We start from the raw sequence: 16,899 nt of genomic DNA on the forward strand, positions 1-16,899 counted from the left end.
GGGCCATCGCCGCCGCTCAGCGCGCCCTGCGCCGCCCATGCGGCGGCAAGAGCCGCGGCGGTCAGCGCAATCGCGCCAGCCGCCGCCGCGCCGTCGATGCCGTAGGCCGGCACGAGCACGGCGTTCAGCAGCGCTTTGAGCGCGGCGGCGCATATGAGCAGCAGCGCCGGCAGCCGAACGCTGCCGCATCCCTGCAGCACGGCAGCAGACACCGTCTGAACGGCCGCAGCCAGCGTCGTTAAGCCAACGAGAGCCATTGTGCCCGTCGCTTGGTCGTCGGCGAACAGCATAACATTGATCGGCCGCGCAAGCAAGGCGAGACCGAGTGCGGAGCCCGCTCCGATCCACCATGACGCCCGCATTGCAATGCTTGCTTGCAGCCTCGCCTCCTGCCATCCGTTCTGCCGGCGTGCAAGCGCCAGCGACGGAACCAACGCCGAGGCTGCCGCACCGCTGACCATCGCCACCAGCTGCACAAGCGTCTGGCCCCGCCCGTATAAACCGAACTGGAACATTGCTTCCGCATCGGTCAGATTAGAGCCGCTTAGCAGCCTCGGCACCATGAATGCATCTACGACCGCTGCAAGCGGAACCGCCGCCGCGCCGAATGCCATCGGGAAAGCGAGCTTCCCGAGGCCGCCCATCTCCGATACAAGCTGACGAAGCCTCAGTCGTCGCGGCGTTATAGGCTGCCTGCTATCTCCCTGCACCGCTGCGCCTGCCGGCACTGCTGCAATGGCGGCCTGCAGGCTGCCCAATTGCTGACGGCGCTGCCTCCATGCCATAAGCGCCATCGCCCCCGCCGCGCCTGCGGCCGAGCCGGCCATCGCGCCTGCGGCAATATCACCGTCCTGCCAGGCGTTCGACATACCCCAGGCCAGCATCCCCGCCATGACAGCAACGCGCAGCACTTGCTCGGTCACTTGCGATAGCGCGGAAGCCGGCATATCGTTCATCCCTTGCGAATAGCCGCGAAGAGCCGACAGTGCCGGCACAAACCAGAGGGCGAATGCGATCGACCGGATCGCCCCAGCCGTCTCTTCGTCGCCGATCGCCGCTGCGATTGCCGGCGCGCCCAGCCACATCAGCGCAAAACCTGCCGCCCCTGTGAGGCCGAGCAGCCAGAGCGCCGCCCGCTTCGCGCTGCGCGCACCCGCACGGTCGCCGTCAGCCAACCGCTTGGCGACGATGATCGCCACCGCAGGCGGCAGCCCGGCCGTCGCGGCAACGAGCAGCATTTGATACAGCGGATATACCGCATTGTAGATGCCGAACACGCGGTCGCCGGCTAAATTTTGCAGCGGGATTTTCTGAAGCACGCCTATCATCTTCGATAGAATCATAGCCGCGGCCATAAGCAGCGCGCCGTTCCACACCGAATTTCGGCGTTCATTCACCGTTACACTGTTCATTCTTATCCGTTACCTCTCCTATAATACGATTGCTCCATTATAACAGGAAAAAGAATAGAGCAGGCCTATACTCCCCTATGAATAATCGATTGCCGCCAAGCTCGCGAGGAGCGGAACTAGAGACCTATTCGGCATTCGCTCGTTAGCCTCAACATCGCATATGCAAACATATGTTTGCATATGCCTGTTATTTTTACTACAATGATCGTACTGCATTACACCCATGTCATTGAAAGGCGGTGCGCCATTGAAAGGTTCCACACATCTTGTCGTCAGCACCGGCATATCGCTGTCCATATCCGCCTTGCTGGATGTATCCTTAACGCCTGCGGCGGCGGCCGCAGCCGTCATCGGCAGTCTGCTGCCCGATCTCGACGAGCCGAATGGCATGCTCGCCAACCGGACGTTCCCGAAGCCGGCGATCCGGGCGCTTCAGATCGCGTTGTTGCTCGCGGCCGGGGCGGCCGTCTGGCTCACCCGTGCGCAATACCCTCTGAACTGGGCGGCCGGCGCCGTTATCGGGCTGACAGCCATCGCTTCAACCCGCTGGCTGCGCCAGCTGCTCATGCTTATTGTCGGCGGAGCGCTCACGATAGGCGGCACCGTATATGATGCAAGGTTGACCGCCGCTGGACTGACGCTCGTCATCTGTGCTCTCGTTCCCCATCGCGGCTTCACGCACACGCTGTATGCAACCGCATTCTGGAGCGCCGCGCTGTATTGGATGGCACCGCAATCGCCCGCAGTTCCGATCGCAGGCGGTCTGTCCTACTTGCTTCATCTGTTAGCCGACGCTTTGTCGCAGCGGGGCATTCAGCCGCTGCCTCCGCTGCCATGGAAACTGCGCATTCCGCTCATGCGCTCCGGCAAATCCAGCGCCGCCGTCGTAGAGACGGCCGCCATTGGCGTCACGTTCATCTTCGCATGGATCGTCTTCTTTCAAATGGGCGGCTGGCGGTTATGGATGCATTAAACGGAACGTTACTTCCATTCTTTCGTATTCCTTCTTACCGTAAGGAGGAGATCGAGTGGAATTTATTATTTTGACCGTTATACTCATCATTCTGGTACCTATGTATGCAAGACGAAGGATAAGACAGCGCATCAATCGCAAAGGCAATGCCATTCTAAGGTTTATCGAGCAGCATCCCGAACAATCTTCCGCGCAGATCATTCATAACGGGGAAGTACTGTTCGAGGCGCATCCTGACCGATTGATGCCGCTAGCCAGCACCGTCAAAATTATCGTTGCCATCGAATACGCGAAGCAAGCTGCATCGGGGCGTATTCAGCCTGATAGACTAGTTATGCTAAGTGAGTTGGACCGTTTCTATCTCAAGGATTTGGATGGCGACGCGCACCCGAACTGGATTGCATTCCTAGGAGAGAACGACCGGATCACGAACGATAGCATCCGGTTGGAGGAAGTAGCGAAAGGCATGATCCAATTCAGCTCGAATGCAAATGCGGAATACTTAATGGAGCAACTCGGCCTCGACAACATTAACCGGAATTTAATAGAGTTAGGACTTACCCGTCATGAACCTCTATACCCTTTTGTATCGAGCCTTCTTATTCCGTATGAATGGTCGAAGCAATATTCTGGCCTTCCCCCTGAAGAAGCCGTGAGCCAAGCGAAATCCAGCCTTCGCGAAATGTCTCCTGATGAGTTCCGCAAGCAAGCTTATCGTATTCATCTGCTGCTGCAAGCGGATACGGACGGTTCTTATAAAACATCGGCCGATCTTCACAGCTGGTACGACACGGACTGGGACAAGATGAACTCCGAACGCTTCATCTCTTCCACGACCAGGGAATACGTCACCATCATGCGGTATATCAATGCCGGCAACTACTATGATCCAACAGTTCAAACTCATTTAAAAATCATACTAGAAGCAATTATGGAGCATCCGAGCAATCAGCAATGGCTGACGCAAGCCGGCAGGAAAGGCGGATCAACCGCCTGCATTTTAACAGAAGCCATCTACGCTGAAGATAAGCAGGGCAATGCGACCGAGGCTGCGATTTTCTTCAACGAACTGAATCCCGAATTGGTCGAGAAACTGTCCGCCTTAATGAACGGATTCGAGCTTCTGTTGCTCAAGGATCCCGAATTCCGGGAACAACTGAAACAACAGCGGGCTTTGTCTGCGTCATAGAGGCAGCACAACAAACAGCCTTCCCCATGCCGGGCCTGCGGCCCTAGCTGCGAGAAGGCTGTAATATTCGTACAGGATACGGCGGAACGGGACTACTGCTCCATCTGCTTGGCCAGAAAGCCGGCCGCTGTTTCCGCCATCTTTTGTTCCATCTGCGCCATCTTCACGTTGTCTTCCTTAGAGAGCAGAACAACCGTGCCGATCGGATCGCCGCCTGCAATGATTGGTGCCGCGACGTAAGAAGCGTACGTTTCGTTCAAATCCTTAATAAGTTCGAAAGAGCCGCTGTTCGTTTCCACGACCGTCTTCCGATTCTCCATACAATTCTCTAGAATGCTGCCGACCGCCTTGTCCATAAATTCCTTCTTGGAAGCGCCAGCCACTGCAATGATGGTGTCACGGTCCGAAATCATCGTTACATGGCCCGTGCTTTCGGACAACGATTCTGCATATTCCTTCGCGAAATCGCCAAGCTCGCCAATCGGTGAATACTTCTTCAAGATAACCTCGCCATCGCGGTCCACGAAAATTTCCAGCGGATCGCCCTCGCGGATGCGAAGCGTTCTGCGAATTTCCTTCGGGATTACTACACGGCCAAGATCGTCGATGCGACGCACAATACCAGTTGCTTTCATGTCTTGTTGCCCCACTTTCCCTGAAGATTTTAAGTCCACTGGATACCTGCCGCCGGTTATCGCACTGTGAAGGAAGCTGTGTTACGTTCCGAATTCTTGCCTGCTATAAGCGTGAGTCAACCGCCGCTCGTCCGTCCGCTTATATTTTGTAGAAGGGATGTTGGAACTTGACCATAGTATTCATCCCCTCCCATTTTCTTATTCGCCGCCTAAACGGAGTAGCTGAAACCTGACTTTTCACCGAAATGCCCGAAAGTTCCCGGTTCCGGCCCGTCGCTTGACGAATTTCCACCTTTTTACGGAACCAGCGCCACTTGCTCCCGGCTGAAGGAACCCGCTCGGGCGGGCACTGTTATCTTTCCCGCTGTCTGGACTCTCCATCCATTCTTTTGAACAATCGTCCTTTCGTTCCTTCTCCGCCCCTGGCCATAAGCTGCCAAATCGCTTGCGCTGCGTCCCGAACGGTGCGCGGACGTACATGGTCCATCTCTTGCAGCAATCGGAACGGCCTCGCCAATCTCGGCAAATGCAAATCCGCCTTCGTCAGCAGCCGGTCATCGAACAGCAAGTCCGCTGTACCGGAGGCAAGCAGCTTGCCGTCCTTCAGGATAAGCACATCCGTCGCCCATTCGACCGCAAAATCGACATCATGCGTCGCCACGAGCAGCGTATAGCCGTCTTCGTGCATTTGCTCCAGCAGCCGCTGCAGCTCGTCACGGCTTCTTGGATCGAGAAACGCCATCGGTTCGTCCAAAATAACCATTTCCGGCCGCATCGCCAGTACCCCTGCAATCGCAACCCGTCTCTTCTGTCCATAGCTAAGCTCAAAAGGCGACCAGCGCCGGTATTCGCTCATCCCGACCGCTTTCAGCGCCTCCGCAACCCGCTCTTCTACGTCCTGCTCGGACAGTCCCAGATTACGCGGCCCGAATGCGACATCCTCCTCTACGGTCGAAGAGAAAATCTGATCGTCCGGATCCTGATAGACGACACCAATTCTGCGGCGAAGCCGCAGCGCGTTGTCTCTCGTCATCACTTCGCCGAATACCGTTACGACTCCGCCCGCCGGCTGCTCCAGACCGTTCAACAGTGAAATGAGCGTCGACTTGCCCGCTCCGTTCGGCCCCATCAGGACAGCCTTCGCACCACGCTCCAAATGAAATGTAATCCCGCGCAGCGCTTCCATTTGTCCGTACCGATAAGTAACCTCTTGCACTTGCATCGCTTGCATCGCTTGTATCGCCATCTCCGTCTCTCCCTCCTGCTCTTGCCGCTCAGAATCTGCTGAAGCCGCGTACTGAGTGCCGTTGCCGACAATTCCGACCTCAAATCCAGCTCCAAAGCCTCCGCGGGCGGCTATCGATTGATAGATTCTGCCGCTGCGGCTGTACGCCCGAAGGAACAATACACCGAGCAGCTCGCCGAACCGGCGGTATGCGCTCTTCTTCCACAGCCAACCGTCGAGCCGAAGCCCGCGGGATTGCTGCGCTTTCACCATGCTGCGCACCTCTTCCTTCAATAATACGAGGTAGCGCAGCATGAGGCCGACGATTTCGAGCAGTACGGCAGGCACGCCGAGCGCCCGCATGCTTTTGATCAGTTCGAAGATGGGGGTCGACAGAAGGAGATAGGTGACGAGCAGATTGGCGCACACGATTTTCAGCAGCAGAACAAACGCCCGCTCCACGCCCTCCTCCGTCGCGGCTTTGCCCATGAAATGAAAAATTAACGTTTCTCCTGTCGTGTGCTGGAACGGAACAAATACAATCGCGCCTAAAGCGAACGGAACGATAAGCAGCAGTCTCTTGCCGATCGTCCGCAGCGGAATGCCATGCCAAAGCATGCCGAATAGAAAACATCCTGCCGTCCCCATCAGGACAGCAGGATGCCGAAAGAACATAACCGTGGCCAGCAGGCCCAGAACACTTAACAGCTTCATACTCGTTCGTCTGCTTCTTCGGGCTTGTGATTCCGGATCCGGGGCTGGATTGCCCAGGTTCGGTTGATCGTTAGCCGTTGTCATGCTTGAGCTTAATTCCGTCAGGTGCCGATTGCTCATTCCGACCGCCTCCGCTTCGCGTTAATAATCGGGTCAACCCCCATAGCGCGCCTGCCATTACCGCAATCCCAATCAATCCGGTTAAGCCGACACTGGCCGCCGTCCACTTGATGCTAGACAACTCGTAACCCGGAATCAGGGCCAGCTTATTCCATGCGGTTGCTTGATGCAGAAATCCGTGATCCTCAGCTACACGTTCCAATCCGTCAGGATGGGAAGAAGCCCAAGGCGACAGAACGGCCGCCGTTGCAATCGTAATAACGGCCATTACAATCCACTTCGTTCTATGCGCGGTGACGCGGAACGTTCTCATACGCCGCCTGTCCCCCTCTCGCGGGAATAGCTGTGCTTCTCTCCATGAGATAGCCCGTCACAAGCATCGTGATAACACCCTCCCCGATGCCGATAAGCATATGCCAGCCCACCATCGCTTGTATCGCGGTTGCAAGTTCGAATGTGCCGGACAAGGCAAGAAGCAATGCCACGCCCGAAGCGGCGGCGACGATCGACATCCAAGATGCAATGAACGTCAAAGCCGCCCTTCCTCGGCCTTTTAACAGTTTAATACCTAACATATATATTCCATTTCCTGTGAAACAACCGATAAAACCCGTGCACAAAATGTTCGCTCCCAGCACCGTAATGCCACCATCTTGAAACACAATTGCCTGTACCAGCAGCACTGCAGCCATAACGATCGTTCCTATCCACGGACCGAATAGAATAGAGGTCATCGCTCCGCCTAGGAAGTGGCCGGAAGTGGCGCCTGCTATAGGAAAATTAATCATTTGCGCCGCAAAAACAAATGCGCCGATTAAGGCGACCATCGGAATTTTGTTCGGCTCCAGCGACAGCTTCGACTTGCGCAGGCTGTAGCTCACCGCCCCAGCACCGATGATGGTCGTCGAGATCCATGTCTTCGCGTCTAGAAACCCATCGGGTATGTGCATCGTCATTCACCGCCCCACTAATGTCAGATAATCTAACATGGACTTTTTTCCATTATCGTTCATTCCCCCACTTTCGTCAAGCAGTTAACAACGCAAATACACGCCGCTTCCTTACTCTCTTCCTGAGGCTTTTCCCTGTTCAATTGATTAACAATGTAAGGTTTGACTGGCGCGGTTGCAGTCCATCAGCGGGCAGCTTCATCGACTCCATTCGAACGAGCTGCACTTTGTGCAGGATTTCGATTCACACATCGACGCACCCCCGTTTCCGACGCTGATTCAACGCTTTGGTGCTCAGTTTCATACCGGCGCGCCTAAGGCTCACTGCGAACGTGGGCATTCCTGCAGATTGTGCAGGATTTCACCCCGCTCTCGCCGCCACAAAGCAAAATCCCTGCACAAAGTGCAGGGATTTAACCCTTCCATCGCCTAATCCCCCCGAGAGCACCACAAATGCCTGCACATTATGCAGTAACTATCTTTCGCATCGGCTCAATCGTCGAAATTACTGTAGGTTGTGCAGGATTCTCCTACAACTCATTTTAGACTGGGATCATCCTGCTCCTACACTCAGTGCAGAAGCAAGATTCACACGACGGCACTCTGCCATATGTGACTATGAGGGCCTTCACACCTACATTTCTACCTAACGAGATGAAAATTTTTGTGCCTATAACTGTCTAATCCCGCTCGGAAGGAGCTCATACCGCACAATATTTTTACCTTTCGCACCGGCAATCATAGCAAACCACCCATACTTACTGCAGGTTCGAAGCAAATTAACCGCCGTACGATGATTAATGTTCAAATACCTCTCCACATCGATCGGACGCAAAGGTCTTCCCAAAGCATTCGCCAGCCTTATGAGCTCTTTATGTGCAGCAGTTGCCGGAGATACTGATTTCGACGTATTTGTCATAAACCGGCTAAGCACCATTCTAAGCAATGTAACGCACAACTCCGGGCGTTGAGATACATCATCATACGAGAAAGAAATAACCTGAAAACCCATCGCCGAAAGAAAGGCTTCCCGATTCAACTCATTGCAGTATTTAAGCCGATCCATGTCGCGGACGTGAGGTCCATACCCCTTCACTTCAATAACAAGTTTCACATATGGCGTTAGCCAAGCAAAATCACAAAAATACGGCCGCCCACGCCAGTCCAACACCTCATACTCTGGATGCAAATCATCAAAACCTCCTACTAACGGCCACCATACATGACTACAAAACTGCTTTTCTGCCTCCCGATGACCACGCTCCAATCTCCCCCTCCGCTCTCCAGTCCGTTTCTGTAAATGCGACTGAATAAAGTGTTCATATGCTTGTTCAAACGTCATCCCTCATTCCTCCCCAGTAACAAAAAAAGAACGCCCCGCTACATTCCTTTCGGAAAGAGCTGGGACGTTCTTCGTCTCATTGAAGCCATTATAGCGCGTATTAGAGCATCCGACTAGACCGATTAAAGCTACCTTCAACATCCTATTCGGTGTTCCTGCACAAAGTGCAGAATCTCACCCCGCTCTCGCCGCCACAAAGCAAAATCCCTGCACAAAGTGCAGGGATTTCACCCGTTCCAACGCCTAAACCTCAGGGAGAACCACAAATGCCTGCACTATATACAGTAACTGTCCTTCGCATCGGTTCAATCGCCGAAATTACTGCACATTGTGCAGACTTTCGATTCACACGCCGACGCTAGCGGTTCTCCCATGTTCATGACGTTGCGACTCGAACTAGACTATTCGTGCCTCAGAAGCTGAGCCAGCTCACGCTTCAGACGGAGAAACTCCGGCATCTCCCGCACTTCAGCCGTGCGCTGGGCGGGCAAGTCGATCTGGAACTCCTGCAGGATTCGGCCAGGATTTGCCCCCATCACGATGATGCGCTGCGACAGAAAAATCGCTTCTTCAATATCGTGGGTAATGAAGAGAACCGTCGTTTTCTCCTTCTCCCAGACGTCCAGCAGCATCTCCTGCATCTCGATCTTCGTCTGCGCATCGAGTGCGCCGAACGGTTCGTCCATGAGCAGCACCTTCGGCCGATTCGCCAGCGCTCTCGCGATCGCAACGCGCTGCTTCATGCCGCCGGACAGCTGCTTCGGATAGGCACTGGCGAACGGCTCCAACCGAATGATCTTCAAATAATAACTCGACAACCCGCGCCTTGAAAGCGTCGGAACGCCTTTCAGCTTTAAGCCGTATTCGATGTTCTCCCGCACCGTCAGCCATGGGAACAACGTATAACCTTGGAAGACCATTCCCCGGTCAGCGCCCGGTCCGATAATGGGATCGCCGTTAAGCAGTACATCGCCGGATGAATAGTCTTCCAGCCCCGCCACAATGCGAAGCAGCGTCGACTTGCCGCAGCCAGAAGGCCCGAGAATCGTCACGAATTCGTTCGGCTCAACCGTGAGATCAATATCGCGAAGTGCTTCGAACCGCGCTTTGCCGGACGTATATATTTTGTTCAGCCCGTTTATCTCGATTTTACCCCGAATCAAATCGTTCTCCGCCTGCCGCTGCCCGTCATCCCCCTGCACAGATGCCGTATCTGCGGCCGTTCCTCCGTTGACCATCGCAATCCCTCCCGCACACTATTTCAAGCCATCGCTTGCTTCATTCAAACTGCGCCGCTCGACAACCAGGATTAAGCTTCAAGAGGATCCGACAGCCGCCTCGTCTCGTCGCAATGCATCATATATGCCCGCCATCCGCCGAACGAGGTAATATCCTCCGCACCAGCATCCACCGCAGCCGCATAGCCTTCGCATATGAAGCCCGGCACTTCCGTGCCATCCGCAAGCTCAATCTTCCCGATGCCAAGCGGCGACGGAATCGCGGCGACGAATGCGCCGAATGCCGATCGCGGCATCGACCAAACTTCAAGCTCGACTGCCTCGCCGCCATTGGCGTGCTTGAGCAGCCCCGGCTTGGCTGGCGTCGTTGCCAGCCGAAGCAGCGAATATTTGGCGGCGGTATGCGTCTCCTTCACGAACACCGCACCGCTGCCGAACATTTGCGGCTCTAACGCAAAGCCGCGCATATGCAGTCCGCATACCGCGACAAGTGTCGTGTCTTCGGAGGCGGCGGATACCGGCGCTTCACCAGCAAGAGCACTCGCAGTCAGCCCCGCTGCTCCAACAAACCGCTCTGCCGCTCCGCGGAGCAAGCTCTCCTCGTCCGCCAAGCCGAACAGTGTGATGCCGAACGGCACATCCTCGGCCGCTTCCCCTGCCGGGACTGCCGCCGCACACAAGTCGAGCAGGTTGCAATGGTTGGTATAGCTGCCCATCGCCGTGTTCGCCGCAACCGGATTGTTCCGCACCTGCTCGCGCGTCCACGTTCCCCCTGCCGTCGGCAGCACGAGCACGGCATCATGCAGTAATCGGCGCACTTCCGCCTTCAGCCGCTGCAGCTTATGCTTCGCCTTGAACAACGATGCCGCCGTATGGGCTTCAGCAGCGCCGGAGCGAAGCACTTGCTCCGTTACCGGGAACGTCACGCCTGGATTCTGTTCGACGAAGGCGCCGATCCCTGCCCACCGCTCAGCTACCCAAGGTCCGCCGTACAGCAGCTCCGCTGCCTCCGCGAACAGACCAGTATCGATATACTCTACCGTTATCTCTAGCTCCTTCAGCCGCTCAATTGCTGTGTGCCAAGCCGCTTCATACCCCTCTGCATATGATCCAAAAAAGGATAACCCGCCGGACGGCAGCAGCAGCCGGGACGGCCGAAGCGAACCCGGCGCAGGCAAGCTGCGAGACCACGGATCATCGCCGCACAACCCGCGCGCAATATCGTCGATGATGTAAGCATCGTCCAAGCTATGCGCGAACACGGTGACGCAATCGAGACTCTCGCATGCCGGAACGACGCCTTTCACCGGCCATGCGCCAAGGCTCGGCTTGTAGCCGACAAGCCGGTTCAGCGCCGCTGGCACGCGGCCCGAGCCGGCTGTGTCGGTGCCAAGAGAGAACGCGGCTTGCCCGCGAGCGACTGCAACAGCGGAGCCCGAGCTTGAGCCGCCGCTGATCAGCTCCGGACGAAGCGCATTTTGCGTCTCGCCGAACGGACTGCGCGTGCCGACGAGACCGGTTGCGAACTGGTCGAGGTTTGTTTTGCCGACGGGAATGGCTCCCGCTTCCAGAAGACGCTCCACGACGACCGCGTGCTCAGCAGGAATATAACCGAAAGGACCGCAAGCCGCCGTCGTCGGCACGCCTGCCAGATCAATGTTGTCCTTGATCGCGAACGGAATGCCCCAGAGCGGCGCGCCAGCCGGATCGAGCATCCGTAGACGCTCCACATAAGGCATGATCAACTCCGCCGAAGGCGGCGTAATCCAAATATTCATCTCCGCATCCCGCTCCGCGCGGCGCACAACCTCGAGCATAACCTCCTCCGGAGTGACTGCTCCCGCTGCATACCGACCTTTCAACCATTCCACCGTGAACCGTTCCGGCCAATCGTCGACACTAGAAGCTGCACCTATACCTGTATTCATCGCCATCACACCGCCACCTCCGATTCCGCCGTACGCATGGCCGCAATCAGTTGACCGGCGTGAACCGAGTCGCCCGGCTTCACATATTCCGCCTGGACGATATATCCGTCGCATGGCGCAAGCTGCGAGAACTCCATCTTCATACTCTCGACGATAATGAGAGGATCGCCTTTCTTCACACGCTGTCCCGGCTCGACAAGCACCTTCCAGACGCTGCCCGGCATATTGCACCGTACCGCTTCCGCGCCTTCCGGCAACTGTTCAGCACTTTCCGATCCGCTGCTTTCCGGCTCGGAGGATACGTACTCGGCAAGGCCTAGCGCTTTCCACTGCTCGCGCTCCGCTTGGAATGCCGCTTGCTGCGTGACGCGGAATTCGCTTGCGCTCTCCTCGATCTCATCGAGAAACTTCAAATACTCGCCCAGGTCGAACGTCGTCTCCGTAATCTCGACTTCATAGCGTCCGCGAGGGAACTGCTCCCTCAGGCGAAGCAACTCATCGGCTTCAACCGGATAGAATTGAATCTGATCGAAGAACCGGAGCAACCACCGCTTACCGTCCTTGAAGCTGTCCGTTGCCGGACGCAGCCGGTTCCACATCTGAATCGTCCGTCCGACGAACTGGTAGCCGCCCGGCCCTTCCATTCCGTACACGCACATGTACGCGCCGCCGATGCCGACGGCATTCTCCGGCGTCCAAGTGCGGGCCGGATTATACTTCGTCGTCACGAGCCGGTGACGGGGATCGACCGGCGTCGCGACAGGGGCGCCGAGATAGACATCGCCAAGCCCCATCACAAGATAGTTCGCCTCATACACGATCCGTCGAACGTCCTCGATACTCGCAAGACCGTTCACTCGGCGAATGAACTCCAGGTTGCTCGGACACCATGGAGCATCCGGACGAACCCCTTGCTGATACCGCTCGATCGCGAGCTGCGTTGCCGGGTCATCCCATGACAGCGGGAGACGGACGATCCTCGAAGGAACGCGGATCGATTCGAGCGGAGGAAGCTTGCGGTCCAGCTCCAGGATCCGGTCGCATGCCTCGCGAACGGTAATGCGGGAACGGTCGATATGCACCTGAAGCGACCGGATGCCTGGCGTGAGATCGAGTACCGGAACGGTTCCGCTGTCTTGTATGGACTGCATCAGCGCATGAACTTGGAACCGGAGCTTCAGATCCAGCTCCATCGGTCCGTATTCGACGAGCAAATTCTCATCGCCGCTGCAGCGGATCGTAACCGGAATCGCGCGCCCTTCCTGCTCCCGCGCCAGCACAGGATACCCGGTATCGAACGGACGAGCTGCAGGCAGTGTCATTTCCCGGGCAATCGCCCCGCGCTCCCTGGAACCGATCGCCGCCAGCCGTTCGTTCTGCCGATCGCGCATAAGATCCGCTTCTTCCAGCGTAATGAGGCGGAACCGGACTTTGTCGCCGGGCCGCAGCTGTCCAAGCTTCCAGAACTCCGCCGAAGCCGTCGTCACCGGGCAGACGAAGCCGCCAAGACTTGGTCCGTCCGGCCCGAGCAGAATCGGCATGTCACCGGTTAAGTCGAGCGTGCCGACCGCGTAAGCATTATCGTGAATGTTCGACGGGTGCAAGCCCGCCTCGCCGCCGTCCTCACGCGCCCACAACGGTGCAGGGCCGATCAGGCGGACGCCGGTCCTCGAACTATTGAAATGCACTTCATATTGAGCAATAGCTAACTCTTCAAGAAATGCCGGCAGCAGAAACTCTTCCGTGCAGTGCGGACCCGGGATTACGCCGATCGTCCATTCGCGTGTCAGCGCTGGACGATGCTCTTCCGGAAGCGAACCGCCGCTCATTCGAGCCGCACCGTTGCCACTGTTAACCGCCAGTACATCACCCGTGCGAAGCGCACGTCCGCCGTGGCCTCCGAAGCCGCCGAGCGTGAACGTCGATGCGCTGCCCATCAAGCGCGGCATGTCGAGCCCGCCCGCTACGAGCAGGTAAGTGCGCAGCCCTTCCTTCGCTTCACCGAAGCGAAGCGTCTGCCCTTGCCGTGCCAGCACCGGCTCGTATTGCGGGACGCTCACTCCATCGAGCTTCGCATCCATATCCGCGCCGGTAAGACAGAATGTCATCTCGCCGCGGAATCGATACGATCCGCCGCGCAGCGTTAATTCAATGCCTGCCGCATCGTCAGCGTTGCCGAGCAGCTTGTTACCTATCCGGAACGACAGCGGATCCATCGGACCGCATGGCGGCACGCCTACATCCCAATGGCCAAGACGCCCCGGATAATCCTGAACGGTCGTTTGAACGCCGCCGTCCAGCACTTCAATCGCGCGCTCGGAAGGCTGGAAGCCCGCTAACATTCGGGTGAACACATCACCCTCCCGCACAGCGCACTCCCCTAACAATGCTTCTATATATTGAAGGTTCGTTGTAATCCCATACATACGCGTTGCCGATAGCGCCTTAGCCAGCTTGTCGATCGCTTCCTCGCGGTTCGCGCCGTGTACTATAATTTTCGCCAGCATCGGATCATACAGCGACGTGACCGTTATACCATCGCGCACCCACGTCTCATTACGGGCTTCCGCCGAGAACATAGCAACGTCCAACTGGCCAGCGCTCGGCCGGAAGTCATGCAGACAGTCTTCCGCGTATATCCGCGCTTGAATGCTATGCCCTTGAGGTGCCGGAACATACGAATCCAATCCGTGCAGCTCATCAGCCGCTTCCTTCACCATCCACTCCACCAGATCGACGCCGAGCACTTCTTCCGTAACGCCGTGCTCCACCTGCAGCCGTGTATTCACCTCGAGAAAATAAAACTCGCCCGCCTGCGCATCATACAGAAACTCGACCGTCCCCGCGCTCCGGTAGCCGACCTCGGCAGCCAGATCACGCGCGGCACGGAACATCGCTTCGCGTACGTCCTGCGTCAGATTCGGCGCCGGACTTTCCTCGATCACCTTCTGATTGCGGCGCTGAATCGAACAGTCCCGCTCGCCAAGCGCGACGACCTCGCCGAACCGGTTGCCGAAGATTTGCACCTCGACATGCCGCGCCTTCGCAATATATTTCTCCAGGAACACGCCGCCGTTCTTGAAGTTCGTCTCTGCCAAATGCCGTACCGCTTCGAATGCGGCGCTAAGCTCCTGCCCGCTCTCGCATACGCGCATGCCGATGCCGCCTCCGCCGGCGGTGCTCTTCAGCATGACCGGATAGCCGATGCGCGAAGCGGCCTCGACCGCCTCATCCAGTTCCGTAATAAGCGGCGTCCCCGGCAGCATCGGCACGCCTGCCCGCTCGGCCAGCTCGCGCGCGGAATGCTTCAGACCGAACATCTCCATCTGCTCCGGCGTCGGCCCGATGAAGACAATGCCGCGCTCGCGGCAAGCGCGGGCGAACTCGGCATTCTCGCTCAAGAAGCCGTATCCCGGATGAATGGCCTGTGCCCCCGTCTCCTCCGCAATGCGGAGAATAAGTTCCCCATTCAAATAACTGTCTTTCGCGGCGCCTTCTCCGATCAATACGGCCTCATCAGCTCCGTCGACATGCAGACTGTCTTGATCGGCCTGCGTATATACAGCAACCGAGGCGATGCCGAGCTTGCGCAGCGTCCGCTCGATGCGGACGGCAATGGCGCCGCGGTTGGCAATAAGCACTTTCGTAAACATAATCATTCTCCTCCCCGGTCGTTAACCTGTTGCGATGTATCGTGATCCTGGTCCGCGGTCCTCCGCACGCGATGCCCACTCAACGCGTGCGGCCCCCAGTCCGTTCCTCTGGCGGAATCCGCTACTGATTCCAGATTAGGACGCGGACCGGCGTCGGATTATAGGCATTGCAAGGATTGTTCAACTGCGGACAATTGCTGATCAACACCATCGTATGAGCGATAGCCTTCAGCTCGACGTAAGTGCCTGGAGATGAGATGCCGTCCGCGAACGTCAATCCGCCGTCCTCCGACAACGGCACGTTCATAAAAAAATTGACGTTCGGAGCGAGATCGCGCTTCGTATAACGGACATCCTGCTGCTTCGACAGCTGCAGCATGAACGTGTCGCGGCAGTTGTGCATATGCAGCTTCTCGTGCGCGTACCGCACCGTGTTGCTCTGTGCGGAGCAGCTGCCGCCGACCGTATCGTGACGGCCGCACGTATCAGCAACGATCTCGACGAGCGGCTTGCCCGACTCGGCGCGCAGCACCGATCCCGCCGTCAGATAGACGTTCCCCTGTGCTGCAATCGTCGCAACAGCGCTGTAATGATCTTCCGGATTGTCGGCATCATAGAAAATCGTATCCGCCGCTTGATTGCCCTCCAGATCAACAATGCGAAGCACTTGCCCCGGCCGCAGCTGATGCATCCAGCCGTCTCCTGCCAGTACAGTCTCGTCGTAGACCGCCTCTTCCGGGCGGCGGCTGCTTTCGATTCGATTGAATACCGTCTGCATCGTTATTTCCTCCCTATCGTCTACACGCCAAGAAGCGCGTAATATTCCCACGTATTCTCGTACGCCCGCCGGTTCTCCGGATGATAATTGACGCAGTAATCATCCGCCTCAACCACTTCCGCCGCCAGCACCTCCACCAGAACCGGCACGGATGGATAGCCGGTGCGCGGATCAAGCGGATTCGGGGTGTTTGACAATACTAGCACCGCATCCATTTCCGTGCGGAGGGTAACCGTTGCACCCGTCTGACAGTGGGATGTGTCATATACCATTCGACCGCTGTCTTCGACCGCCACCTTCGAGAACAGGTTGACGACCGGCATCATGTCGCGCATCCCAAGACCGCAGCGGACCAATTCGACCGCAAAGTTTTCTTGGCCGCTGCGGAGCCAATCGTTGCGAAGCTCCTGATAGCTCGTTAGACCATACTTTGCATCTGTCGCCTCGCGATATGAATAACCGGCCAGCGGATCGTGCCAGCCCAAGCTGTCCTCCACGATTGCCGCCAGAACGCGGCCATTATCGCTCATCAGCACATTGCCGCGAGTCAGATGCGCCGTATGCTGGGCTTTCAGCGTATCCGGCATATTGTAGCGCTCGGTCAAATCCCGTGCGTTGAACAATTGGATTGAGACGTTAGCGCCCGCTTCGAGCGCAGTGAATCGAACCAGCTTGCCCCGCCCGATCGTTCCCGACCACTTGCCTCCAGGACGGATCGTTGTATTCCATATCGTGTTCATGC

At 57.1% G+C, this 16,899-nt stretch carries 13 protein-coding genes; 2 read left to right on the forward strand and 11 right to left on the reverse strand.

Annotated features, from left to right (window positions below):
- Nucleotides 1-1,412: oligosaccharide flippase family protein (locus PKO01S_RS19185; RefSeq protein WP_127533059.1), on the reverse strand; the 1,412-nt coding region annotated here is incomplete at its 3' end.
- Nucleotides 1,413-1,659: 247 nt separating this feature from the next.
- Here PKO01S_RS19185 and PKO01S_RS19190 point away from each other — a divergent pair.
- Both PKO01S_RS19190 and PKO01S_RS19195 read left to right on the forward strand, forming a co-directional pair.
- Entirely contained in the window at nt 1,660-2,385 is a 726-nt protein-coding gene (locus tag PKO01S_RS19190) for a metal-dependent hydrolase (RefSeq protein WP_164779674.1), read from the forward strand.
- A gap of 55 nt (nt 2,386-2,440) precedes the next feature.
- Nucleotides 2,441-3,574: a serine hydrolase gene (locus tag PKO01S_RS19195; RefSeq protein WP_127533061.1), complete on the forward strand. Its 1,134-nt coding sequence runs from the start codon at nt 2,441-2,443 to the stop codon at nt 3,572-3,574.
- Between the two features lie 92 nt (nt 3,575-3,666).
- On the opposite strand, the gene spoVT is transcribed toward PKO01S_RS19195, so the two are convergent.
- From spoVT to PKO01S_RS19245, 10 genes are all read right to left on the reverse strand, one after another.
- A complete protein-coding gene (gene spoVT, locus PKO01S_RS19200; protein WP_127533062.1) occupies nt 3,667-4,209 on the reverse strand; it encodes a stage V sporulation protein T in 543 nt (180 codons plus the stop codon).
- Between the two features lie 352 nt (nt 4,210-4,561).
- The gene (gene cbiQ, locus PKO01S_RS19205) at nt 4,562-6,268 is read right to left on the reverse strand and encodes a cobalt ECF transporter T component CbiQ (RefSeq protein WP_127533063.1); all 1,707 of its coding nucleotides are present in this window, start codon (nt 6,266-6,268) and stop codon (nt 4,562-4,564) included.
- A complete protein-coding gene (locus PKO01S_RS19210) occupies nt 6,219-6,581 on the reverse strand; it encodes a PDGLE domain-containing protein (protein WP_127533064.1) in 363 nt (120 codons plus the stop codon). Before PKO01S_RS19210 ends, cbiQ begins: the two co-directional genes overlap by 50 nt.
- Nucleotides 6,553-7,218, reverse strand: coding sequence for an energy-coupling factor ABC transporter permease (locus PKO01S_RS19215; RefSeq protein WP_127533065.1), 666 nt, complete (start codon nt 7,216-7,218; stop codon nt 6,553-6,555). Before PKO01S_RS19215 ends, PKO01S_RS19210 begins: the two co-directional genes overlap by 29 nt.
- A 670-nt stretch (nt 7,219-7,888) precedes the next feature.
- Nucleotides 7,889-8,560, reverse strand: coding sequence for a DUF559 domain-containing protein (locus PKO01S_RS19220; RefSeq protein ID WP_127533066.1), 672 nt, complete (start codon nt 8,558-8,560; stop codon nt 7,889-7,891).
- A 401-nt stretch (nt 8,561-8,961) separates the two neighbouring features.
- Nucleotides 8,962-9,798 carry an ABC transporter ATP-binding protein gene (locus PKO01S_RS19225; protein ID WP_127533067.1) on the reverse strand — a complete coding sequence of 279 codons (837 nt, stop codon included), beginning with the start codon at nt 9,796-9,798 and terminating at the stop codon, nt 8,962-8,964.
- 71 nt (nt 9,799-9,869) lie between these two features.
- On the reverse strand, nt 9,870-11,732 hold the full coding sequence (gene atzF / locus PKO01S_RS19230) for an allophanate hydrolase (RefSeq protein ID WP_246070639.1): 1,863 nt from the start codon (nt 11,730-11,732) through the stop codon (nt 9,870-9,872).
- A complete protein-coding gene (gene uca, locus PKO01S_RS19235) occupies nt 11,732-15,379 on the reverse strand; it encodes an urea carboxylase (RefSeq protein WP_127533068.1) in 3,648 nt (1,215 codons plus the stop codon). The genes atzF and uca overlap by 1 nt, the downstream gene beginning before the upstream one ends.
- A 121-nt stretch (nt 15,380-15,500) precedes the next feature.
- A complete protein-coding gene (locus PKO01S_RS19240; RefSeq protein WP_127533069.1) occupies nt 15,501-16,157 on the reverse strand; it encodes an urea amidolyase associated protein UAAP2 in 657 nt (218 codons plus the stop codon).
- 20 nt (nt 16,158-16,177) lie between these two features.
- Nucleotides 16,178-16,897, reverse strand: a complete 720-nt coding sequence (locus PKO01S_RS19245; protein WP_127533070.1) for an urea amidolyase associated protein UAAP1 — start codon at nt 16,895-16,897, stop codon at nt 16,178-16,180.
- Nucleotides 16,898-16,899: the final 2 nt, after the last annotated feature.

Source organism: Paenibacillus kobensis NBRC 15729 (genome assembly GCF_004000825.1).
GTDB lineage: Bacteria > Bacillota > Bacilli > Paenibacillales > Paenibacillaceae > Paenibacillus_T > Paenibacillus_T kobensis.